The sequence below is a fragment of the Kamptonema animale CS-326 genome, from assembly GCF_028330895.1.
In the GTDB taxonomy this organism is placed as follows: Bacteria; Cyanobacteriota; Cyanobacteriia; order Cyanobacteriales; family Microcoleaceae; genus Kamptonema; species Kamptonema formosum.
On the sequence record NZ_JAQMUA010000109.1, the window covers coordinates 16,470 to 38,716 of the forward strand.

The following is a 22,247-nucleotide window of genomic DNA, read 5'->3' on the forward strand; positions in this document are numbered from 1 at the left end:
AGCGCTCACCCTACAAGTTATATAAGCATTTATTTATGTCGGACTACTTGATGACTAATTGCTAATGGCTAATGGGTAATATAGCGATTGAATTTTGACTTCTGGGTTCTTTTGACTGACTCCCATTTCCTTGAAGTACCCTACAAATAGAAAGGGCGGAAGATGTTAGCCATAGCTAACACACTTCCGACCGCTCTGAATTAACAGGGTATGCATATCTGTCTTTTATTATTACAGGCAGGCTTTTGATTTCTCAAGTGGGCTATTGCAATTACCCACTTTTACGGAAAATCACTGCAATTCAAGGTATTCCGAGGATCTCCTATTTCCAATTTCAAACAACACTAGCAAGGGGTTGATGGACTTCTGGGCGCATTCTTCGCCCTGCGATCGCCATCTTCACGCCGCCAGCGGGCCCTAAAGTTACGCCCCGACGCTTCGCACGCACGGGATGTTTATCGGCTAAGGCTAAGTTGTAATCGCGCAGGATTACGGCTAATACTAATTTCATCTCTAGCTGGGCTAATGCTAGCCCAATGCAGCGACGGGTTCCGCCGCCGAAGGGTAAATATTCGTAAGGGGAGAATTGCCTTTCTAAAAATCGTTCTGGTCTAAATTCCAGGGGATTTGGGTATAAATCCTGGCGGCGGTGTGTGAGGTAAATTGAGCCAACTACGGTTGTGCCAGGTTCAAGTTGATAACCCATTAATGAAACGGGTTCGCGCACTACTCGCGGAAATGTAAGCATTCCGACGGGATAAATCCGTAGGGTTTCATTGCAGACGGCTGTGAGGTAAGGTAGTCGGAAAATCGCCATTGGGTCGGGATTTTCGCCTAAACTGTCGATTTCTTGTAGTAATTTTTCGCGTACTGCTGGTATTTGGTGTATCCAGTAAAATGCCCAGGCTAAGGCGGTGGCGGTGGTTTCGTGTCCGGCGAAGAGTAGGGTTAGTAGTTCGTCTCGCAATTCTTGATTTGTCATGGGTTGACCGTTTTCGTCGATCGCGCCCATCATTAAGCTGAGGATGTCGGTGCGATCGCACTCTGGTTGAGCTCTGCGTTCTTCTATTTCGGCGAATAGGAGTTCGTCAATTTGCCGTTGTCGCTGCATCATTCGTCCCCAGGGACTCCAAGGGCCTAAATCTTGCTGCATCCAGTCGAAAAATAGGATGCTAGAACTCAGGGGTGAACCTGTCATGTCTAGCATTTCGCCGAGAATTGGTCGGAGTTTTTGGAAGCGGGGCCCTTGATCTAGGCCAAAGACGGTATGAAGGATGACGCGCATGGTAATTTCTTGCATGACGCTGCGGGTGGAGAAGGGTGTGCCGATCGCTTGGTTACTGATAACTTCGCTGGCGATCGCGCAAATTTTCTCGCTGTAATTCCGCATCCGATCTCCGTGAAAGGGTGGCATTAATAATTGCCGCTGGCGTTTGTGGCGATCGCCTGAAAGCAGAATCATCGAATTCTCCCCTAGCATGGGTTTTAAAATCCCGTTAGCCCTTCCAGGGGCCTCAAAAGCTGTGCTTGTGAGCATTTCCTGCATCCCTTGGGGGTTGCTAATCATTACGAAGGGATCGAGTTTTCCCCATCTAGTTGTAAAAATGTCGCCGTATTCTTTTGCATATCGATCCATATATGCCAATGGATCGCCGATCCATTGAATTAACTGCACGTAGGAGAAAGTTTTGGGGCCGTTAGGTAGTGTCATTTTGGTTACAGTTTGGTAATTGGTAATTGGTAATTGGTAATTGGTAATTGGTAATTGGTAATTGGTAATTGGTAATTGGTAATTGGTAATTGGTAGGTGCGTCTCTCACTTACTTGAGAACCGCTATATTGTAGAGGGTTCAGGCTTGAGATTGACGTTTTTTATCACTCTGTAAAGCATAAATGATGATTTTTTGTAACAATCAAGTTATAGAATTAATTTTAAATTGATTCCATCCCAAATTTTAAGGTATTAAGGAATGACTGCAACTACTCCGAAGGCAACGTCAACAACTCCCGCTTTTTGCGAAGGTATCCAGTATTTTGGTGAGGCTGTGCCGGGTTTTGAGACTTATGGGAAAACTCCTGCGATCGCGGAGGGTGCTGGTGCGATCGCGGATGCTACCGATCCCGCCGCCGTCTTTCAAACTTTACTTGCTGCCGATGCTTTGCGCTACTTGACACTGCAAGTCACGGGAAGTAAAGCTTCTGGTCATCCGGGGGGTTTTGCTAGCCAAGCGGAGGCTTATGCAGCTTTAGTCATGCTGGGCCACAAAAACATTCTAACGGAAGTAGGGCATCACGCGCCGGGATTTTATAGTGCCATGTTTCTCGATCGCTCTTTGGAGGATATGGGCATTGAAACTGTGCAACAATTGCGCGATCGCTTTCGCGAACAGCACGGACTATTAGGCCATCTTTCCGGTTATATTCCTGGCATTTTAGCACCTGCTGGCCCCCTCGGTCAAGGGCAACATTTTGCTATGGCTGCTGCACTTTTACACCGAGACAAACTGTTCCCTTTCACAATGGGAGATGGTGGGATGGGGGAACCTTATCCGATGAGCAGTATGGCACATTTTCATACTGCTTATCCCAGCGTTACCAACTTTTTACCCGTATTAGTTTGGAACGGTTTTTCTCAGGAACATCATAGCATGGTTTCGACTAAAACTAATGCCGAAATGATCGCTTATTGGCAAGGCAATGGTTTTGAAGAAATCATCTTAGTTGATGCTAAGGACTTTGACGACAAGAATCAACCGGGAGATTATATTGACAGCACTGCTTTTTCAATCGCACAACGGCTGGCCTTTACCCAGGCTGTTTTAGAGGCTATTGATAAAGCTGCAAAATCAGCCTTGGGTGGTAAATTAACTGTATTTATCATCAAACAATTGAAAGGCGCAGGCGTTCACGCACGGGGTGCGAAATCGCACAATCTTTATCCCAAAGATACCCTGGAAAGTCAGCATATTATTGATGCTTTGAAAGGTCGTGCTTTATCTGTAGAAGCTTGGGAATTAGTACGGGCAAACTGCGAACGTGCTGGCGGTGGCCCTGCTGCTAAGACTGCTGTTACTGAATTTCAATTACCTTTGGCAGATTTGGGAGAATTGCCTTTAGAAGAGTATACCGTTGGCGGTGAAGCCAAGGTTTCTACAACCGCAATGGGGCGCTTAGTTGGCAAAGTCGGAGAACGCGATCGCACTTTTATTGTTACCAATGCAGATGGCAATGAAGCATCAGGAATTGCCAACATTAACCAAGCCTTGAAGATTATTCATCCTACCACAGATGACTTATACAATCAATCACCAAACGGTCAAGTTTACGAACCATTGAGTGAAGATGCTTGTGCAGGTTTAGCCGTTGGCTTATCGCTAATGGGAGCGCGTAGTTTGTGGTGTTCTTACGAATCTTTTGCCATTAATGGTTTACCAATTTGGCAAACAGTCACCCAAGCAATGGCAGAATTACGGCGACCAACTCCCGCTACTATTACCTTATTTACTGCCGGTGCATTAGAACAAGGTCGTAATGGTTGGACGCACCAACGTCCAGAGATTGAAGCTTATTTTGCCGCCATGATGCGGAATGGCAATGTCTTTCCTTTGTTCCCCCCGGATGCTAACAGCATTCAAGTCTGTTATGATTGGGCTTTAACAGCTAAGAATAAGGGAATTGTGATTACTGCCAGTAAGTCACCCTTGCCAATTCGTACCACCTTTGAACAGACAAAACAAGGTTTAGAAAAAGGTGGCGTTGTACTGCAAGAAATTGCCGGGAATAAGACCGTTGTATTTGCCGCGATTGGCGATATGACACTAATTCCTGTATTTGAAGCAGCAGCCGCTTTAGAAAAAGAAGGGATAGGTTCGCGGATTATTTCTATAATTAATCCTCGGCGTTTGTACCGTTCTGCTGATGTTGCTTGGGATACTTGTTCGGAACCAGATGGCGGTTTTATCAGCGATGCGGACTTTGAGAAAATGTTTGGCGGGGATGCGTTAATTGGCGTAATCGGTGGTGCATCGGGGATGTTGGAACCAATTATGTTACGCAGTAATAGCAAGCGTGATACTTTCGCCTGGAAACGGGGAGAAACTACCGCAACAGCAGGACAATTGATGGCCTTTAATGGGTTGACTGCTGAGGCGTTGAAAAAACGCGCTATTGAGTTAGCTGATTAAGTTATAATGTGAGTAAATACCCCTGCCTAGTTTTTACTAGGTAGGGCTAGCCCGATTAAAATAGGCTATAACTATGACAACACAACTTTTAGAAGAAATAGGTACGCTTGCAGAACAGCGATTGGTTCTCCCCAGTTATTATACTTGGGAACAATTTGAGGCGATCGAAATTTTAATGGCGGATACGCCGGGATTGCGAATCACTTATTTAGATGGGTTTATAGAGTTTATGACACTTGGAGAAAATCATGAGACAATAAGTTGTATTATTAGCTTTTTCCTACAATTATACTTTTGTGAAATGGAAATTGAGTATATTCCTGTAGGAAGTGCTACTCGGAGAGATCGAACAAAAAATGTGTCATTTGAACCAGATAAGTCTTATTATATAGGTTCAAAGAAAGAGCATCCCGATCTCGCAGTCGAAATCACGATTACTAGCGGTAGTACAAATAAACTAGCTAAATATCTGCGGCTTGGCATCCCTGAAGTTTGGTTTTGGGAAAATAATCGCCTTTCTGTTTACCGATTACGAGGTGATAATTACCAGCAAATTGCCAACAGCGAATTTTTGCCGGATTTAGATTTAGACTTATTAGTACGTTGTGTTTTAATACCTTCAAGAATTGAGGCGAGGAATGAGTTTATCAAGGGGATTCGGCATTAGTAATGACGTTAAGTGGGAGTAGGTAAATGAATCTAATAATCCTACAAAATTCTAGCCGAATTGCGGATGAAGATAGATTTTCAACTTCAGCTTTAATTGTCATCACTACTAAAGTTGTAGGTTGCGCTACAGGTAGAACTGTAATTATTAAATAGGATGATATTAATTAAAACAGCCATCGCACTCGGTAGCAACCTGGGAGACTCCCTCGCTACCATTAAATCAGCCATCAAAACTCTGGATAAAACCCCAGGAATTAGCGTGAAATCGTACTCAAGCTGCTATCAAACCGCAGCAGTAGGGCCGCCACAACCTGATTATATTAACGCCTGTGCCATACTCGAAGTTGAGTTAGAAGCGCAACAATTACTAGCAACTCTTTTAGAAATTGAAGCTAAATTCGGTCGTCAACGCCGCGAAAAATGGGGCCCCAGAACCCTAGACCTCGATTTACTATTATACGATAATCTAATACTAGAAACTCCGCCACTGGTGCTGCCTCACCCTGGGATGATAGAAAGAGCGTTTGTATTAGTACCTTTGGCAGAAATTGCTCCCGATTGGGTGCATCCAGTAACGGGAAGTACGATCGCAGAACTGGTAAATAGTGTAGACTGTTCAGAAGTACGAAAATTAATATCGTAAATATTACCAATACTTGAGGTATTAGTTATGGAAGAATTGCTAATGCTCAAAGACTTACTGTTGCAAGGCGATATTCCAGCGGCATTAGTCATAGTCGATGAACTTGAAGAAATGAGCCGAGACGACAAAATTAATAACATTCGTAGCTATGCCAAGATTCTGCTGCTACACTTAATTAAACAGCAGGCAGAACATCGTACTACACGCTCTTGGGATATTTCTATTCGCAATAGTGTTCGCGAAATTCAGGAAAAAAATAAGCGTCGTAAAGCAGGGGGGTATTATTTAATGCCAGAAGAATTGCGCTCTATTTTAGAAGTTGCTTACATAATGGCAATTGATGCTGCATCATTGGAAGTAAGAGAAGGACAATATGAGGCGGAAGAATTGGAAGTAATGGTTAACCGAGAAGAAATTATCAATCGGGCCTTGGCTTTAATATCGTAGAAATTGTCCAATATTTGAGGTACTAATTATGGAAGAATTGCTAATGCTCAAAGACCTACTTTTGCAAGGCGATATTCCAGCGGCATTAGTCATAGTCGATGAACTTGAAGAAATGAGCAGAAAAGACATAATTAATAACATTCGTAGCTATGCCAAAATTTTGCTGCTACACTTAATTAAGCAACAAGCTGAAAATCGCACGACTCGCTCTTGGGATCGATCGATTCGTAACTGCACTTGGGAAATTCAAGAACTTAATAAGCGACCAAAAGCAGCAGGTTATTACCTGCCAATACTAGAATTACGCTCAATTCTAGAAGTGACATACTCAAGAGCAATTGATGATGCGTCAGGAGAGGTAAGAGAAGGACAATATGAGCCTGAAGAATTGGCAGCGATGGTTAACCGAGAAGAAATTATCAATCGGGCCTTGGCTTTAATATCACCAGAGAGTTAAAATTAAACAATCACCATTAAAATTTTCCATGAAAATTGTTGAAGAACTACCACAAATTATCAAACAACGGCTATTTTATCAAGGTCGCAAATTTAGCTTTGATGTCAATCGCCTCCGCCTCCCCAATGGTTCCGAAGGCGAATGGGAATGTATTCGCCACCCAGGAGGCGCTTTAGCAGTACCCGTCACCCCTGAAGGCAAACTTGTCTTATTGCGACAATATCGATTTGCAACTCAAGGGCGGATTTTGGAATTCCCAGCAGGTACTATTGAACCTAATGAAGATCCCGCAGAAACTATCAAGCGCGAAATAGAAGAAGAAACGGGATATCGCGCTCATAAATGGCAAAAATTAGGGCAATTTTTTCTCGCTCCTGGTTATTCAGATGAAATTATTTATGCCTTTTTAGCACAAGATTTAGAACTACTGGAAAAACCGCCAGAGCAGGATGAGGATGAGGATATGGAAGTCGTTTTATTCACACCTGAAGAATTAGAAGCTGCCATTTTAGCAGGTGAACCAGTCGATGCTAAATCGATTTCTAGCTTTTTTCTTGCTCGCCCATTTTTGAACTAAAAACCTAGAGGTTTTATTAATACATGCTGCTAGAATTAGCAATTGGCGATGCTTACGGCGCTGGCTTTGAATTTGCTGACCAGCAGATAATTGAATCCTACAATAATCTCAGCAGCTACATACAGCATCCCCGTCACGATATCCAACCGGGATGCTACACAGATGACACACAAATGAGTTTAGCAATTGCTGAAACTATCGTCGCTAAAGAACCTTGGACACCGGAAGTTTTAGCTAGTAAATTTATTGTCGCTTTTAATCGCGATCGCAGAGTGGGTTATGCCAGTAAATTTTACAATTTTTTACTGGAAGTTGAAGACGGAAAGGATTTCTTAGCCAGAATTTACTCCAGTAGCGATAAAAGTGGTGCGGCGATGCGCGCCGCTCCCATTGGCATATTTTCTACGGTAGAAAAAGTTATCGAAGCTGCTACCATTCAAGCTGCAATTACCCACAATACTCCAGATGGAATCAATGCCGCTAGAGCCGCAGCTTTGATGTCCCATTACTTTATCTATAGGCTAGGTTCAAAGGGAGATTTAGGAAAGTTTCTGGAAACTCACGTATCTGGTGAATGGTCAAAACCTTGGGAAGGAGAAGTTAAAACAAAAGGTTTAATCTGTGTACTAGCCGCTATTACTGCGTTCATGCGAAATGATAGTATGAGCGAACTTCTCAAAGATTGTATTGCCTTTTCTGGAGATGTAGATACGGTAGCTGCTATTGCCTTAGCGGCAGCTTCATGCAGCCCAGAAATTACCCAAGATCTTCCCGAACATCTGATAGAAAACTTAGAAAACTTCTCTTATGGTAAAGATTATATTATCCAACTAGATCGGCAATTGATGAGTTTAGTGGAGCAATAAAGGATGTCTGATTTAATTCTATTTTGGCATCGGCGTGACTTACGAATTTCTGATAACATTGGATTGGCAGCAGCACGTCATTTAAGTCAAAAAGTAGTTGGAATTTTTTGCCTGGATTTCAATATTTTACAGCGCGATGATGTGGCACCGGCCAGAGTAACTTATATGATTGGATGCTTGCAGGAACTTCAACGTCGCTATCTGGAAGCTGGCAGTCAATTATTGATACTTCAAGCTGAACCTACCCAAGGAATACCGAAATTAGCAATAGCTTTGCAGGCAAAGGCTGTCTTCTGGAATTTAGATGTTGAGCCATATTCAAGAGAGCGCGATGACGCTGTTTCAAACGCACTTCAACAAGCAGGAATTAAGGTTCAAAACTTTTGGGATCAACTTCTACACGCGCCCGATGAAATTCGCACGGGGATGGGTACAAAGTACACAGTTTATACCCCATTTTGGAAAAATTGGGTTAGCAAACCCAAAGCCGAACCTGTTGATACATTGCCGATTATGTCTCTGGAACAGTTAACAGGATTAACGGCAAAAGAACAAGAAATAGCTAAGTTATGTGGTACAATTAGATTGCCAAGTGCGAAAGAATTAGGATTTGTTTGGAATGCTCCTTTAATTATAGAGCCAGGGGAAGATGGAGCGCAAGAAAAGTTAGATAATTTTTGCGATCGCGCTATTTATGACTATGATAAACAGCGCAACTTTCCGGCGGTTGACGGCACATCTCAACTCAGTGCTGCTCTTAAGTTTGGAGCAATTGGTATTCGTACTGTTTGGCAAGCTACTGTTACAGTTATGGAAAAATGCCATACTGAAGCAGCGCGGATAAATATCCAGACTTGGCAACAGGAATTGGCTTGGCGAGAATTTTATCAACACGCCATGTATAACTTCCCAGAATTAGCTAATGGTGCTTATCGAGAGGCGTTTAAAGACTTTCCTTGGGATAACAATCAAGAACTTTTCCAAGCTTGGTGTGAAGGGAAAACAGGCTATCCAATTATTGATGCTGCTATGCGTCAAATGAATCAAACTGGGTGGATGCACAACCGCTGTCGGATGATAGTTGCTAGTTTCTTGACCAAAGATTTAATTATTAACTGGCAGTGGGGCGAAAAATACTTTATGCAGAAGTTAATTGATGGCGACCTTTCTGCTAATAATGGAGGATGGCAGTGGAGTGCGTCAAGCGGTATGGACCCGAAACCGCTGCGAATTTTTAATCCATTTACCCAAGGGCAAAAATTCGATCCAAAAAGTGAATATATCCGGAAATGGGTTCCAGAATTGCGTTGGATAGATACAGCTTCTTTGCTAACTGGGAAAATCACGCCGATAGAGCGGCGCAGCCTTGGCTATCCTGAGCCGATTGTGGATCATAATCAGCAGCAGCGAAGGTTTAAGGAACTTTATAAGCAACAAAAAATAGTTGAGTAAATTCTTTAGTTTTGGTGTACAATATGTAAATTCATGCCAACTCGATTGGTAATGCTAGAGATACTAATCCCTAGAATGTTGCAAAAAGTAGAGGGAAAACTTACCTTTGCTGAAGCGATTGCATCTGAATTAATATCCTGACGTTTTTAATGAGCTTTTTTGATTGTGCAGTTAACTGACTCAAATAAACCTACAATCGCCTTTATTGCCTTACTAATTGGCGTATTTGCTATCTCTCTTGCTGCTACTTTTGTTAAGTTTAGCCGCTACGAACTCAGCTCTTATGCCATTGCTTCCAATCGCTTACTTATATCGGCGATTGTATTTGGCTTGTGCAATGGCGGTATTACTGCATTTCAGCGTCTCTCTCCTAAAGAAACAGTGGAATCAGAGTTATACACAGCTAAAACTCTGGGGATGTTAGTGATAGCAGGAGTGTTATGGTTGGCGGCTCTTGCTGCGGTTTTTTGGGCACAATCCCAGACAAGTATTGCGATTGCTACTTTACTGCACAATCTTGCGCCAATTTTCACCAGCTTGGGAGCATGGTGGTTTTTAGGCAAGACATTTGAGCGTAAATTTGTATTGGGTATGATGATTGCAATCGTGGGAGTAGGAGCGATTGGATGGCAGGAAATACAAATTGATACAAGTCGGGTACAGGGAGATTTTGCGGCTCTTCTATCGGCGGTGTTTTTGTCAGGATATCTGATGATTATGGAACAGATTCGTACTCAGTTATCTCCTGTGACGATGCAAATGTGGATTTGTGGTATTGGGGCGTTTGTAAGTTTACCTGTACTACTGCTAACTCAAAGTCCGGCTTTTCCTCACTCGTTCAATACTTGGTTGATGATTCTCGCTTTAGCCTGCATTTGTCAAGGTTTAGGGCATGGATTATTAACCTTTAGTCTTGACACTTTATCATCGGTGGTTGTCGCTTTAGTTCATCTACTCGAACCTGTTTTTGCAGGGATGTTGGCTTGGATTATTTTTTCAGAAAAGCTCGGTTTTTCGAGTTGGATTGGCTTTACAATCGTGCTTTTAGGATTGTATGTAGCGATTATAAGTCAAACAACGAACGATCTGCAACCAAGTCAATTGGAAGAACCTGTTCAGAATTAGGTAGATTGGTAATTGGTAATTGGTAATTGGTAATTGGTGATTGCTATAATGAGCGCTCCTCCCATCCTTTTTTCTTCTTCTTAAACGATGGTAGGTGAATAAACTATCAAAAAAAATAGGCTGGCTATCTTCACATAGCGCCTATCTCATCAATATTTAAATAAGGTTCACCGCAACGCCGTCTTACCTCAGCTTTTGACCTGGTGTAAACCAGGTGGGCACCTCAGCTCAGTCTTAAAGTTTCCGGGTACAAGCCCGGTATACTGCTGACGAAACAAATAGGCTCCCGTAATGTTTAGAGTTATAGATCAAAAAAACATTATCGGCAGTCACCAACGTCGTAGCAAACCTGTATTCTTATTATACAGAATTATCAGATTTTGGCAAGCTTTAATTAACTTAACTTGCATACCAGATAGATTCAATGGTTTGAGCGATCGCCATCGCCTCATCTCGCCTATCCCCATGCGATCGCGCATCCTGTACAACTGTAACATGACCCAACTTACGACCGGGACGCGATTCGCTCTTACCATACCAATGCACATAAGCACCCCTGATTTGTGCCAGTTTTTCTCGCTTGGTTAAATAGTCAGATTGCGCGTTTTCATACCCCAGTAGGTTTACCATAATCGCACCGTCACAATTAAGGGAAGTTTTACCTAAAGGGAGTTGACAAACTGCTCGTAAATGTTGTTCAAACTGGGAAGTTTCGCAAGCGTCGATGGTGAAGTGCCCAGAATTGTGAGTACGGGGTGCAATTTCATTGACTAACACTTTGTCATCCTTAGTTAAAAATAATTCAATACCAAAGATACCGACTGCTTGTAAACTATTGAGGAGAGAGTGGGCGATCGCTTCCGCTTGTTTTGCTACTTCTAAACTAACATCAGCGGGAGCAATAACCCGCCGACAAACTTGATTTTCCTGCTGAGTTTCAACTATTGGATAAATTGCCACTTCCCCAGTGACGGAACGAGCCGCAATTATTGCTAATTCGCGATCAAAAGGTACGAATTCTTCAAGTAATAATGGCTGATTTCCTAGCTTAGCCATTATTGACTTTAAACTCGCTTCATCTTTAATAATAAACGTACCTTGACCATCATAACCGTGACGACGAGCTTTGAGAACCACTGGAAATGGAATTGGTAATTGGTAATTGGTAATTGGTAATTGGTGTTCTCCTGCTTTTGTATTGCTATCTTCTCTATTTATTATTCCCCCCTCCCAAAACTTCGGAGTTGGCAAACCCAAATCTCGCAGATAACAACGTTGGTGATACTTATCTAATAAAGGTGCTAGTGCTGACAAACTGGGTCGAAAGATTACCCCTTGCTTTTCCAGGGTAGATAACGCTTCTAAGTCAATAAACTCATTCTCAAAAGTAATGGCATCAGCACGATTTGCTAACTCGGCAGTTGCCAGAGCATCATCAATAGATGCTAACACAATATCCGCCGCTACTGTTGCCGCTGGATCGGTGGACTTCGGTGTTTGAATTAGTAATTTTACTCCTAATTTTGCGGCTGCATCTGCCATCATCCATGCTAGTTGTCCGCCGCCGATGACACCTACCCGCTTGATTTCTTGAGATTGATTAGTAGCAATTGGACTGACGTTCATACCTATAAACCTACTTGCTATAATTATTTTATCAGAGGTTACGCAAAGAAACCCAATTTCTACAACAAATTTTATGTTTAGCCGCAAAGTATTTACTGATAACCGATCAAACGCATTCCTAGTCTTCGTGTATAATTCCTATCGCCGCAGTTTGGCAAATTGATAGCATTGAGCGGATTAATTTGTGGCAAACTGATTGATTTTTGTGCCAATAATTTTCCTTTATATAATTATTTATGTTATACTATTAATGACAACAAATATTTTAATTCATAAATAAAAAATCAATGAAAGACTTAACAAGATGGGAAGAATACGCTCCTGAAGCATATAATAAAATTCGTAGTTCTAGTGACGATATAGGAGAGATTGCAAAGAATACAGGTTGGTTAGAATTTCAGATTCATAGGATAAAAAATCACTTATTTTATGGAGAACACCAATTAGATGACGGAGTTAGATGTTTTGATCCCGACCCAGACATTGCTGATGCGTGGATGCGATTGTCCCAAGGTCAGTATAACATGGAGGATTTGCGCTTACTCGAACATGAATACTTTGAGTTGAAGTTTGAAGGAATTTTCCGAACCGACTACCGAACTGCACATAAAGCAACTTTAGATTCCGGTCGCCCCTGGAAGCTACCACTTCCATAACTTGTAGAGTGTGCGCTCGCCACAAACAAGCTTTTAACTCAGAGCTATAGATGGTTGTCGGCGAGCGCCCACCCTACGTTTAATTGTGTAAGATATTATGTTGTTAGTACCTATATTTTGTTATACTGTTATCAAATCCTTACTATTACAAAGGAAACTATGGCTTTTTACGTTTTACTATTGAAAGAAAAAGAGGATGATACAGGTGTAATTTATCGTTTCGGTCCCCATGAACACGATCTGGGATTATTGTGGCTAGATAAATCGAATGGAGTAGTAAAGGAACTTAAACAAACATCTGTTAACAACTCAGAAGCATTTTTCCAGAGGGCCGCAGTTAAGGTTCGCCAACACTGGAAAGCAGGAGGTTTTCCCGAAAAAACTTGCTGGGCATCGTGAGGGGTAAAATTCAGGAAATAAATCAGAGGTAAGGACAACGTGAAAGTTTTAGTAGTAGGAAACGGAGGCCGAGAGCACGCGATCGCAACAAAACTGCTGCAATCAGGCAAAATAGAACAAGTATTCTGTGTCCCTGGCAATGGCGGAACAGCCACCCTCAAAGGTTGCCACAATCTCCCCCTTCCAGTAGATGACTTTGAGGGCATGGAACGAGCCATCTTAGAGCATGATATCTCCTTAGTCGCCGTCGGCCCCGAAGTCCCTCTATCTCTAGGCATTGCTGACTACTTTCAACAGCGAAATATTCCCGTTTTTGGCCCCATCGAAGCAGGAGCTCAAATTGAAGCGAGTAAATCCTGGGCCAAAGATTTGATGCTGGAAGCTGGTATCCCCACCGCTAAATCAGGTACATTCACCGATGCTGACTCTGCTAAAGCTTACATCGCCGCCCAGGGAGTGCCGATCGTTGTCAAAGCCGATGGGCTCGCTGCGGGTAAAGGTGTCACAGTTGCCACCACCCTAGAAATGGCTGAAAGTGCGATCGATGCTATCTTTGGCGGGGAGTTTGGTAGTGAGAATATTCGCGCCGTAGTTGAAGAATTTTTAAGCGGTCAAGAAGTCTCAATCTTAGCTTTAACTGATGGTTTGACCATTGTACCGCTGTTGCCCGCACAGGATCATAAAGCGATCGGCAACGGCGACACGGGCCCCAACACTGGCGGTATGGGAGCCTACGCCCCTGCACCCATTGTCACACCCGCGCTGATGCAGCGGATTCAAACAGAAATTCTACAGCCGACCTTGACAACATTACAAAAACGTGGCATAGACTACCGGGGTGTGCTTTACGCAGGTTTGATGATTTCCCCAGAGGGCGAACCCAAAGTCTTAGAGTTTAACTGTCGCTTCGGCGATCCCGAAACTCAACCCATCCTGTCCCTGCTGGAAACGCCCCTCGAAGACATCATGCTGGCTTGTTGTCAACAGCGTTTAGACGAATTGCCAGCCCTGAGTTGGAAACCGGGGGCGGCTGTTTGTGTGGTGCTGGCCGCTGGCGGCTATCCAGGAGTTTATGAGAAATGTAAAGTAATTACCGGGATTGAGCAAGCCGAAGCTTTGGGGGCGACTGTCTTTCACGCCGGGACTAAGCTGAAAGAGCAGCTAATTACTGACGGGGGGCGGGTTTTAGGGGTAACTGCGATCGGCGAAACCTTTGAGATTGCCATCAAAAAAGCTTACGCAGCCGTTGATTGTATCCAGTTTGAAGGGGCTTACTGCCGCCGGGACATTGGGCACCGAGCGATGAAAAATTAAAATTTAATAATTAAAATTTAAAAATGTAACAATAAAGTCTGGATTTGCACTTGCCCTCTGGCAAGATATAAAAATCCAATTTTTTAATTTTACATTTTTAATTTTTAATTACCCAAATGCTGGCCTTCCTCAAAAACATCGGAGAAATAATAGCCCATTGGTGGTCGGAGTTTACCCTCCAGACGCGGCTGATGGCGGGAGCCACACTGGTAGTCTCCTTGATTATGAGCGGCCTCACCTTCTGGGCCGTCAATACCATTCAACTAGATGCCCACCTCAATGACACCCGCTACGGCCGCGATCTCGGTCTACTGCTAGCTGCCAATGTCGCCCCTTTAATCGCCCAAAACGATCGCACAGAAGTAGCCCGCTTTTCCCGGCAATTTTACGGCAGCACATCCAGCATTCGTTATATCCTCTACGCCGACGATGCTGGCGAAATCTACCTCGGCTTACCCTTTTCTGAGTCAGAGGTAGAAACGTCCCTAACTCTCCGTCGCCGGATTCAACTTCCCGATACTTTTACCGCCAATCTTGAAGAGGTCAATTTCACCCCTGAACCCTTAGTAAAGCAGCACTTAACTCCCGCAGGGGAAGTGACTGACGTATTTGTTCCTCTCGTCCACGAGGGCAAATATCTAGGAGTTTTAGCGATCGGTATTAATCCTAATCCTACAGCCGTCATTTCCTCAAATTTAACTAGGGATGTCACCTTAGCAGTGTTTGTCACAATTTGGGTGATGGTAATTTTAGGGGCAGTATTTAACGCTTTGACGATTACTCAGCCGATTAAAGAATTAGTTTTTGGCGTTAAAAATATTGCTTCCGGTAACTTTAAACAGCGCGTTGATTTGCCTTTAGGTGGTGAATTAGGCGAATTAATTTGTAGCTTTAATGAGATGGCTGAAAAGCTGGAAAGCTACGAAGAGCAAAACATTGAAGAATTGACAGCCGAAAAAGCCAAGCTGGAAACCCTGGTTTCTACTATTGCTGACGGTGCCGTGCTGCTGGATGCTAATTTGTACATCATTTTAGTTAACCCGACCGCGCGGCGAATCTTTGGCTGGGAATATAAGAATGTAATTGGGGAAAATGTTTTAAATTACTTACCTGCGGAGGTGCAGCTAGAGGTAGCTAGGCCATTGTATCAAATTGCTGGTGGCGATCGCGAAGGGGGAGAATTTCGCTGTTCGCTTACAGAACCAATTAATCGCACTGTGAGAATTCTTGTTACGACTGTAACTCTACATAAAGCACCGGGTTCAGAACCGCTGTGTAAAAGTTGTCTCCATGAAGAAAGGAATACCTGTACCGAGGCCCCGCGCCCCGATGCTTTTGAATGTTCCTTATACTTTGAAAGTGCTAAATCTCACCTTCCAGAAGAGTATCGAGACAACCTGAAAGGGATTGCGATGACGATACAGGATATTACTCGCGAAGTAGAACTAAATGAAGCTAAGAGTCAATTTATTAGCAATGTTTCTCACGAATTGAGAACGCCTTTGTTTAATATTAAATCATTTATAGAAACTCTCCACGAGTACGGGGAAGACCTCAGCGAGGCTGAACGTCGGGAATTTCTAGAAACGGCAAATCATGAGACTGACCGCCTCACTCGCCTGGTTAACGATGTATTAGATTTGTCGCGGTTGGAATCTTGCCGAATTTATCATTTTGACGGGGTTGATATTGCCCAAGCTGTAGAGCAAACCTTACGTACTTATCAACTCAATGCTAGAGATAAGGGTATTGAATTGATTCAGGAACTTGACCCGGATTTACCAGCGGTTTTGGGTCATTACGATTTGTTGCTACAAGTGTTCGCGAATCTGGTTGGTAATGCTTTGAAATTTACTCATTCGGGAGGAAAGATTGCGATTCGCGCTTCTCAGTTAGATGTGGAAGTAAGGGAGGATAAATATGAAGTTGCTAATGAGGAATCTTCCCCAGGAAACTATTCTCTCTCACACGCAGTACAGCCTTCTAAGCTAGTGCGAATTGAGATTTCTGATACGGGAATTGGCATTGATGCAGAGGATCAAGAGGCAATATTTGACCGTTTTTTCCGGGTGGAAAATCGGGTGCATACTTTGGAAGGTACTGGGTTAGGGCTTTCAATTGTGAGGAATATTATTGATAAGCATCATACTAAGGTGCATTTAGTTAGTGAGGTTGGGGTTGGTACTACTTTCTGGTTTGATTTAATAGTTTATGGGCAAAAATAGGTATTGGTAATTGGTAATTGGTAATGGCTAATGGCTAATTGCTAATGGCTAATGGCTAATTGACACAAATAGGACTTACGCATAGAGTCCCAGAAACCGGGTTTTTGAGAGCATCTGTGGTCATAACGAAGTATTTTCATAAAAAAACCCGGTTTCTTTGATTGGGTGCGTAAGCCCTGACAAAATATCCGTAACGCCGCCGTCCCGGCGGTTTCTTTACCGCCAAGATGGCGGCGTTACGTAAAGTTTCTAAGTGAAATACCCGGCCAGATATCAATTGGCTGACTCGATTTAACAATCTGCATCCCCGCATCCGCAAACCTCGCAAAAGCAGCATCCGCTTGCTCTGTAAAATCAATTATATCGGCAACAACAACCGGCGAAGTACAATCTTCTAGCAGATAAACTTTCTTAGCTAATTTAGAATCTCGTGCCATAATTTCTGTTAGCAAGTCCTCAATTGTCCAAGCAACACAATGACTCTTAGCTTGTCCGGCAATAATTACCGCGTCATATTCCAGTAATTTCTGAATAAAAAGCAGATTTTTTTGAGCAATAGGACGACCATCTGCACCATCTAAAACTTCTGGTCGCAAGACTGAATAATTTTCTGTGAGGGGATTGCTACCTTTAATTTCAAAAAGAGTTTGGCTGTTTCGGGCTATATTATGAAAAAATATCGCTTCTTCAACTGCCGAAACTAAGGCGTGTCCAATACCCCCCAACATCGAGTGATAAGGCCAAATTGTGAGGGGATATTTACCGTTGTCACTTAGTTTTTGAACGTAGTGTAATGCGTGTTTTTGCAAAGCTAAATAGTTACCGTCTGCAATGCTATAACTGATAGCAGGATTCACTTTCCAGATGCCTGTTTGAACATCATTTAGTGTCACCATTGTAGCGGCTGGTGCTGGGTGTTCTCCTGCGTCATTAATCCAAAATATCGGATGGAAAATTTGCATAGCGGTGTGGGTATCCATTGTAGGTGCAATGGCTGTAATTACACCTAAATTGCGATAAATAAATTCGCACAGTCGCGCGTTGTCATCAACCGCACCAGTACCGGAACGACCTGCAACAAATAATTCAAAGTTGGGAATACAAAAAGTATTTTGGGCATCAATTATCATTAGACAAATGCGAGTTTTGTCTTCTGCTGCGGGTTGAATACTATTTTGTTTTGCCCATTGTTTTGCCTCTGTTGCCCTATCTTGATAGGGCACTCGCCAGACTTCTCCAACTTTTTTGGGGTCGAAGTGAGAAGGAATTTGTAGTTGAGTTTGTGTTGTCATTATGATTTCCCTGCAAACAAATGCTGGAATCCGCTATATTAGTGTTATTGATACACTCCTAGCTTAGTGTCGCTAAAACACATTGTCAAGAGTAGCTAGAAAAATTCCCACTCCCCAATTCCCATGACTTACACCTACGAATTTCCGAGACCTGCACTTACCGTCGATTGCGTCGTCTTTGGATTGGATGAAGACAACCTGCTAAAAATCATGCTGATTCAGCGGAAACTGCCACCTTTTCAGGGACAATGGGCTCTACCTGGGGGCTTTGTGCGGATTGAGGAAAACCTCGAAGCAGCGGCGCGGCGGGAGTTGCGCGAGGAAACGGGCATTAAAAATGTATTTTTAGAGCAACTTTATACCTATGGTGATGTTAATCGAGATCCGCGCGATCGCGTTGTCACTGTCGCCTATTTCGCCTTAATCAATTTATCGGAGCACCCGATTGATGCCACAACTGATGCAACAGATGCCGCTTGGTTTCCTGCTACTAAAAAGCCGCCACTTCCTTTCGACCACGAGCAAATTTTAGCAACAGCTCTTGCTAGACTAAAAGGCAAAGTCCGTTACGAGCCCATCGGATTTGAACTTTTACCAAAAAAATTCACCCTCACCCAACTCCAGAAGCTTTATGAAACAATTTTAGAGCAAAAACTAGATAAGCGAAATTTCCGTAAAAAAATTCTTAAAATGGAGCTTTTAGTAGCGCTAGATGAAACCGAAACCGGAGTGGCCCATCGCGCCGCAAGACTTTATAAATTTGACGAACGCAAATATCATAAATTAAAACAAAAAGGATTTAATTTTGAACTATAATCATGGTCAATGCTTGCTAAGGAGGTAAAAGTAACATGATATCCAGCTTATGGGCTACCCCCTTAAAATTAATCAACTCAATGCCCGCAAGAGCGTATCTTTTGACTGCGATCGTTATTTTCGCTATTTCGGGATCAGTTATTCGTAAATTAACAGAAATAGGCGCTCAAAACTTAATTAATGGCAGGAATCCTATTTCATTTTGCAATGTTTTATTTGCAGGAAATATTTGTGCTTTGCTGGTTCTAATTTTTGTCTATTACCGACAATGGAATCTACCTGCATTAAAACAGCTTTCTAGAAAAGATTGGCTAAGTCTAAGCGTAGTTGCCATCCTCGAAGGAGCTTTAGCGCCCACCTTAATTTTTACAGCTCTGGCTGTGACAATGGTCAATAATGTCATTTTGATTGGGCGCATCGAGCCACCTTTAACTTTGATTTTATCAGTATTATTGCTACGAGAACGAGTAAATAGGTGGGTTGTTGGCGGTGCAATTGCTTCATTTATTGGTGTTATCATAACAATATTACTTCAAACTCCCGATGACAATATTGTAAAAATGGGAGGCGCTATTCCAATAGGACAAGGTGAATTAATGACCGCTGGGTGGGCTGTATGTATAGCTATTTCCACTATTATTAGTAAAGCAAAACTTGGCAAAATACCGTTGGGAATATTTACCGTCTTTAGAACATTTATAGGTACAATTATCTTTTTTGCAATTGTTATGGTGCAATATGGCCCAATTCATTTTATTGATATTTTCTCGCCTTTATTATGGCAATGGATGTTATTCTATGGAATTGTCATTGTTGTGGGCGGTCAATTATGTTTTTTTACTGGGTTAAAAAAATCTACCGCATCCGAAGTTTCATTAGCTAGCTCTTTTGGCCCCATTGCTGGAATTTTAGCCTCTTACTTGATTTTAGGAGAATTGCCTAGCATTGCTCAATATATTGGTGGTACTGTTATTATGGCGGGCATCATATTAACCCAAATAGGAGTTGTTCGCCAAAGCATTGAAACTCCAGTTACAATGCAGAGTGTTAGTGCTATGGAAATTGATAGAGAAGTTGGTTTTAAAGGAGTGTAAAACCATCTTTAAAAAATGTAAGATTTTCTCAATCCCCTCTTTAAATTCAGTAAATTTCACTGTCAACTAAGAGCATAAATTTATGTTAGAACAACCACCAAGTAGTGCGAATAGAACCATAAAAAATAGCATTAAATTTTTCTTAATTGCCTCATTAGTTGCGCTCGTTAGCATTTTAGCACGAGCTATGAATATCCAAGAACTTTTAAGAAGCGGATTGATCTGGATTGAGCAGCTTGGATTTTGGGGGCCAGTAGCATTTATTATTGTCTATAATCTAGCTACTGTTTTATTTATCCCCGGTTCTATCCTCACACTAGGAGGAGGCTTTATTTTCGGCCTTGTTTGGGGTTCAATATATGTTTTTTTTGCCGCAACTTTAGGTGCTACTTTAGCTTTTTTGATCGGTAGATACTTATCTCGCAACTGGGTAGCAAAAAAAATTGAGAATTACCCAAAGTTCAAAGCAATTGATGAAGCTGTTGGTCGAGAAGGATTTAAAATAGTTTTTTTAACACGCCTTTCTCCCATCTTTCCTTTCAATCTTTTAAATTATGCTTTTGGAGTAACGCAAGTTTCCTTAAAAGACTATGTTTTAGGTTCATGTGGTATGATTCCAGGGACTATGATGTACGTTTACCTCGGTTCTTTAGGGGGAGAAATGGCTATAATAGAAAGAGCCTGTTATGCTGTAAATAGCCAAGCATCCGCCGCAAATTTACTTATTAATGGGATCGGTTTGATTGCCACTGTTGCTGTCACCCTTTATACAGCTAGGATTGCTCGTAAAAGTTTAGAAGCCAATATTTAATAGGAGAACTTGCCATGTCAAGCTCGAAAAGCGATAGCATAAATATATCGCCAATGGATGTACACAACCAAAGATTAGTTTCTTATTTACATCCGCCAGATTGGGTAAATCCTCAACCAGTTAGCCGTTATAATTTAGTTGTAATAGGAGCTGGGCCAGCAGGATTAATAGTTGCCGCAGGTGCAGCAGGTTTAGGCGCAAAAGTTGCTTTAGTTGAAAAACATTTAATGGGTGGCGATTGTTTAAATGTCGGTTGCGTGCCGTCAAAATGCCTGATTAGTTCCTCCGTTGTTGTTGCTAATATTAGAGATGCAAAGCGATTTGGCATCCAAGTTCCAGATAATATAGACGTGGATTTTGCCGCAGTAATGGAAAGACTGCGGCAGTTAAGAGCCGGAATAAGTGATGTCGATTCAGCTCAACGCTATCAAGAAAAATTAGGGGTTGATGTTTTTCTAGGAGCAGGTCGTTTCTCCAGTGATGATACCATTGAAGTAGCAGGTAAAACTCTACGTTTTAAAAAGGCAGTAATTGCCACAGGTGCGAGAGCATTGCAACCACAAATTCCGGGTATAGAAGAAGCTGGATATCTTACTAATGAAACAGTATTTAACCTCACAGAACAGCCGAAACGTTTAGCAATAATTGGCGGCGGGCCCATTGGTTCCGAATTAGCTCAAGCCTTTCAGCGATTGGGTTCCGAAGTAGTGTTGCTGCACAAAAATGCTCACATTTTAGACCGCGAAGATACTGATGCAGCAGAAATTGTTCAGCAGGCTTTTATCCGAGAAGGAATTCAGCTAATTTTACAGTCTAAAATCAAGAGGATTGAGCGAACAAACGCAGGTAAAGTTATCTATTATCAATCCCATAGCCAGGAAAATTCAATCACTGTAGATGAAATTCTAGTTAGTGCGGGACGTTCCCCGAACGTGGAAACCTTAAACCTTGAAGCTGTCGGCGTTAAGTACGATACAAAAAGTGGGGTGTTTGTCAATGACCACCTGCAAACCAGTAATCCTCGTATTTATGCTGCTGGCGATGTTTGCATGAACTGGAAATTTACTCATGCTGCTGATTTTGCCGCCAGAATTGTCATTCAAAATACTCTATTTTTAGGACGTAAAAAACTTAGCGCTTTGACAATGCCTTGGTGTACTTACACAGACCCGGAGATTGCTCATGTAGGAATGTATGAGCAAGAAGCTAAGGAAAAAGGGATTGAGATAAATACATTTTTTATTCCTTTTAGTCAGGTAGATAGAGCTGTTACTGATGGGGAAGAAGAAGGATTTGTAAAAATTCACGTCAAGAAAGGTACGGATAAAATTTTAGGTGCAACAATTGTGGCTAGAAATGCAGGCGAAATGATTAGCGAAATAACTCTAGCAATGGTTAATAATATTGGTTTAGGAAAAATTGCCAGCGTGATTCATCCTTATCCAACTCAAGCGGATGCAATTCGCAAAGCGGCGGATGCTTACAATCGTACTCGGTTGACACCTTTTGTGAAAAAACTGTTTTCTCAATGGCTAACTTGGACGCGATAGATATTCATTACGTAACGCCGCCATCAAGGCGGTGACTTTACCGC

Annotated in this window: 21 protein-coding genes and 1 other RNA gene; 18 read left to right on the top strand and 4 right to left on the bottom strand. The window is 42.4% G+C overall.

The annotated features are described in order from the left end of the window. Positions 1-334 precede the first annotated feature (334 nt). Positions 335-1,711: a cytochrome P450 gene (locus PN499_RS06235; RefSeq protein WP_272030826.1), complete on the bottom strand. Its 1,377-nt coding sequence runs from the start codon at positions 1,709-1,711 to the stop codon at positions 335-337. 259 nt (positions 1,712-1,970) lie between these two features. On the opposite strand from PN499_RS06235, the gene PN499_RS06240 reads away from it, so the two are divergent. From PN499_RS06240 to PN499_RS06285, 10 genes are all read left to right on the top strand, one after another. After that, complete coding sequence (locus PN499_RS06240) at positions 1,971-4,184, top strand: phosphoketolase family protein (RefSeq protein WP_272030827.1); 2,214 nt, start codon at positions 1,971-1,973, stop codon at positions 4,182-4,184. A 73-nt stretch (positions 4,185-4,257) separates the two neighbouring features. After that, entirely contained in the window at positions 4,258-4,851 is a 594-nt protein-coding gene (locus PN499_RS06245; protein ID WP_272030829.1) for a Uma2 family endonuclease, read from the top strand. Between the two features lie 26 nt (positions 4,852-4,877). Further along, positions 4,878-5,006, top strand: coding sequence for a hypothetical protein (locus tag PN499_RS06250; RefSeq protein ID WP_272030830.1), 129 nt, complete (start codon positions 4,878-4,880; stop codon positions 5,004-5,006). A gap of 1 nt (position 5,007) precedes the next feature. Continuing rightward, complete coding sequence (gene folK / locus PN499_RS06255; protein WP_272030831.1) at positions 5,008-5,496, top strand: 2-amino-4-hydroxy-6-hydroxymethyldihydropteridine diphosphokinase; 489 nt, start codon at positions 5,008-5,010, stop codon at positions 5,494-5,496. A gap of 27 nt (positions 5,497-5,523) precedes the next feature. After that, positions 5,524-5,943, top strand: coding sequence for a DUF29 family protein (locus tag PN499_RS06260; RefSeq protein ID WP_272030832.1), 420 nt, complete (start codon positions 5,524-5,526; stop codon positions 5,941-5,943). Between the two features lie 28 nt (positions 5,944-5,971). Further along, positions 5,972-6,400 carry a DUF29 family protein gene (locus tag PN499_RS06265; RefSeq protein ID WP_272030833.1) on the top strand — a complete coding sequence of 143 codons (429 nt, stop codon included), beginning with the start codon at positions 5,972-5,974 and terminating at the stop codon, positions 6,398-6,400. A gap of 28 nt (positions 6,401-6,428) precedes the next feature. Beyond that, complete coding sequence (locus PN499_RS06270; protein WP_272030834.1) at positions 6,429-6,977, top strand: NUDIX hydrolase; 549 nt, start codon at positions 6,429-6,431, stop codon at positions 6,975-6,977. 23 nt (positions 6,978-7,000) lie between these two features. Next, complete coding sequence (locus tag PN499_RS06275; protein ID WP_272030835.1) at positions 7,001-7,843, top strand: ADP-ribosylglycohydrolase family protein; 843 nt, start codon at positions 7,001-7,003, stop codon at positions 7,841-7,843. 3 nt (positions 7,844-7,846) lie between these two features. Then, a complete protein-coding gene (locus PN499_RS06280) occupies positions 7,847-9,295 on the top strand; it encodes an FAD-binding domain-containing protein (protein WP_272030836.1) in 1,449 nt (482 codons plus the stop codon). A gap of 165 nt (positions 9,296-9,460) precedes the next feature. Further along, positions 9,461-10,420 carry a DMT family transporter gene (locus PN499_RS06285; RefSeq protein WP_272030837.1) on the top strand — a complete coding sequence of 320 codons (960 nt, stop codon included), beginning with the start codon at positions 9,461-9,463 and terminating at the stop codon, positions 10,418-10,420. Positions 10,421-10,583: 163 nt separating this feature from the next. On the opposite strand, the gene ssrS is transcribed toward PN499_RS06285, so the two are convergent. After that, a non-coding RNA gene (gene ssrS, locus PN499_RS06290) (6S RNA) lies at positions 10,584-10,770 on the bottom strand. Between the two features lie 49 nt (positions 10,771-10,819). Further along, a complete protein-coding gene (locus PN499_RS06295) occupies positions 10,820-12,046 on the bottom strand; it encodes a 5-(carboxyamino)imidazole ribonucleotide synthase (RefSeq protein ID WP_272030838.1) in 1,227 nt (408 codons plus the stop codon). A 287-nt stretch (positions 12,047-12,333) separates the two neighbouring features. Between PN499_RS06295 and PN499_RS06300 the strand changes: the two genes are divergently transcribed. The 4 genes from PN499_RS06300 to PN499_RS06315 all read left to right on the top strand — a co-directional run bounded on the left by PN499_RS06300 (position 12,334) and on the right by PN499_RS06315 (position 16,640). Beyond that, positions 12,334-12,702 (top strand): hypothetical protein, encoded by a 369-nt coding sequence (locus PN499_RS06300; protein ID WP_272030839.1) that lies wholly within the window; start codon positions 12,334-12,336, stop codon positions 12,700-12,702. Between the two features lie 159 nt (positions 12,703-12,861). Beyond that, a complete protein-coding gene (locus PN499_RS06305; RefSeq protein WP_272030840.1) occupies positions 12,862-13,101 on the top strand; it encodes a hypothetical protein in 240 nt (79 codons plus the stop codon). A 39-nt stretch (positions 13,102-13,140) separates the two neighbouring features. Continuing rightward, positions 13,141-14,415 carry a phosphoribosylamine--glycine ligase gene (gene purD / locus PN499_RS06310; RefSeq protein WP_272030841.1) on the top strand — a complete coding sequence of 425 codons (1,275 nt, stop codon included), beginning with the start codon at positions 13,141-13,143 and terminating at the stop codon, positions 14,413-14,415. Positions 14,416-14,531: 116 nt separating this feature from the next. Next, positions 14,532-16,640: an ATP-binding protein gene (locus PN499_RS06315; protein WP_272030842.1), complete on the top strand. Its 2,109-nt coding sequence runs from the start codon at positions 14,532-14,534 to the stop codon at positions 16,638-16,640. A 236-nt stretch (positions 16,641-16,876) separates the two neighbouring features. Here the strand turns inward: PN499_RS06315 and PN499_RS06320 are convergent, their stop codons facing one another. Continuing rightward, a complete protein-coding gene (locus tag PN499_RS06320; protein WP_272030843.1) occupies positions 16,877-17,932 on the bottom strand; it encodes a cysteine hydrolase family protein in 1,056 nt (351 codons plus the stop codon). 123 nt (positions 17,933-18,055) lie between these two features. Between PN499_RS06320 and PN499_RS06325 the strand changes: the two genes are divergently transcribed. The 4 genes from PN499_RS06325 to PN499_RS06340 all read left to right on the top strand — a co-directional run bounded on the left by PN499_RS06325 (position 18,056) and on the right by PN499_RS06340 (position 22,203). After that, complete coding sequence (locus PN499_RS06325) at positions 18,056-18,748, top strand: NUDIX hydrolase (protein WP_272030844.1); 693 nt, start codon at positions 18,056-18,058, stop codon at positions 18,746-18,748. A gap of 101 nt (positions 18,749-18,849) precedes the next feature. Continuing rightward, positions 18,850-19,842 carry a DMT family transporter gene (locus PN499_RS06330; protein WP_272030845.1) on the top strand — a complete coding sequence of 331 codons (993 nt, stop codon included), beginning with the start codon at positions 18,850-18,852 and terminating at the stop codon, positions 19,840-19,842. 82 nt (positions 19,843-19,924) lie between these two features. Then, complete coding sequence (locus PN499_RS06335) at positions 19,925-20,653, top strand: TVP38/TMEM64 family protein (protein ID WP_272030846.1); 729 nt, start codon at positions 19,925-19,927, stop codon at positions 20,651-20,653. 14 nt (positions 20,654-20,667) lie between these two features. Beyond that, positions 20,668-22,203 carry a mercuric reductase gene (locus PN499_RS06340; protein WP_272030847.1) on the top strand — a complete coding sequence of 512 codons (1,536 nt, stop codon included), beginning with the start codon at positions 20,668-20,670 and terminating at the stop codon, positions 22,201-22,203. Positions 22,204-22,247: the final 44 nt, after the last annotated feature.

Excerpts from the sequence above, each read along its gene's own strand:
- PN499_RS06250 (WP_272030830.1), top strand. The coding sequence starts at position 4,878 with ATGAATCTAATAATCCTACAAAATTCTAGCCGAATTGCGGATGAAGAT.
- folK (WP_272030831.1), top strand. The coding sequence starts at position 5,008 with ATGATATTAATTAAAACAGCCATCGCACTCGGTAGCAACCTGGGAGAC.
- PN499_RS06260 (WP_272030832.1), top strand. The coding sequence starts at position 5,524 with ATGGAAGAATTGCTAATGCTCAAAGACTTACTGTTGCAAGGCGATATT.
- PN499_RS06245 (WP_272030829.1), top strand. The coding sequence starts at position 4,258 with ATGACAACACAACTTTTAGAAGAAATAGGTACGCTTGCAGAACAGCGA.
- PN499_RS06280 (WP_272030836.1), top strand. The coding sequence starts at position 7,847 with ATGTCTGATTTAATTCTATTTTGGCATCGGCGTGACTTACGAATTTCT.
- PN499_RS06325 (WP_272030844.1), top strand. The coding sequence starts at position 18,056 with ATGACTTACACCTACGAATTTCCGAGACCTGCACTTACCGTCGATTGC.
- PN499_RS06265 (WP_272030833.1), top strand. The coding sequence starts at position 5,972 with ATGGAAGAATTGCTAATGCTCAAAGACCTACTTTTGCAAGGCGATATT.
- PN499_RS06335 (WP_272030846.1), top strand. The coding sequence starts at position 19,925 with ATGTTAGAACAACCACCAAGTAGTGCGAATAGAACCATAAAAAATAGC.
- PN499_RS06295 (WP_272030838.1), bottom strand. The coding sequence starts at position 12,046 with ATGAACGTCAGTCCAATTGCTACTAATCAATCTCAAGAAATCAAGCGG.
- PN499_RS06240 (WP_272030827.1), top strand. The coding sequence starts at position 1,971 with ATGACTGCAACTACTCCGAAGGCAACGTCAACAACTCCCGCTTTTTGC.
- PN499_RS06315 (WP_272030842.1), top strand. The coding sequence starts at position 14,532 with ATGCTGGCCTTCCTCAAAAACATCGGAGAAATAATAGCCCATTGGTGG.
- PN499_RS06320 (WP_272030843.1), bottom strand. The coding sequence starts at position 17,932 with ATGACAACACAAACTCAACTACAAATTCCTTCTCACTTCGACCCCAAA.
- PN499_RS06305 (WP_272030840.1), top strand. The coding sequence starts at position 12,862 with ATGGCTTTTTACGTTTTACTATTGAAAGAAAAAGAGGATGATACAGGT.
- PN499_RS06235 (WP_272030826.1), bottom strand. The coding sequence starts at position 1,711 with ATGACACTACCTAACGGCCCCAAAACTTTCTCCTACGTGCAGTTAATT.
- PN499_RS06275 (WP_272030835.1), top strand. The coding sequence starts at position 7,001 with ATGCTGCTAGAATTAGCAATTGGCGATGCTTACGGCGCTGGCTTTGAA.
- PN499_RS06270 (WP_272030834.1), top strand. The coding sequence starts at position 6,429 with ATGAAAATTGTTGAAGAACTACCACAAATTATCAAACAACGGCTATTT.
- PN499_RS06300 (WP_272030839.1), top strand. The coding sequence starts at position 12,334 with ATGAAAGACTTAACAAGATGGGAAGAATACGCTCCTGAAGCATATAAT.
- PN499_RS06340 (WP_272030847.1), top strand. The coding sequence starts at position 20,668 with ATGTCAAGCTCGAAAAGCGATAGCATAAATATATCGCCAATGGATGTA.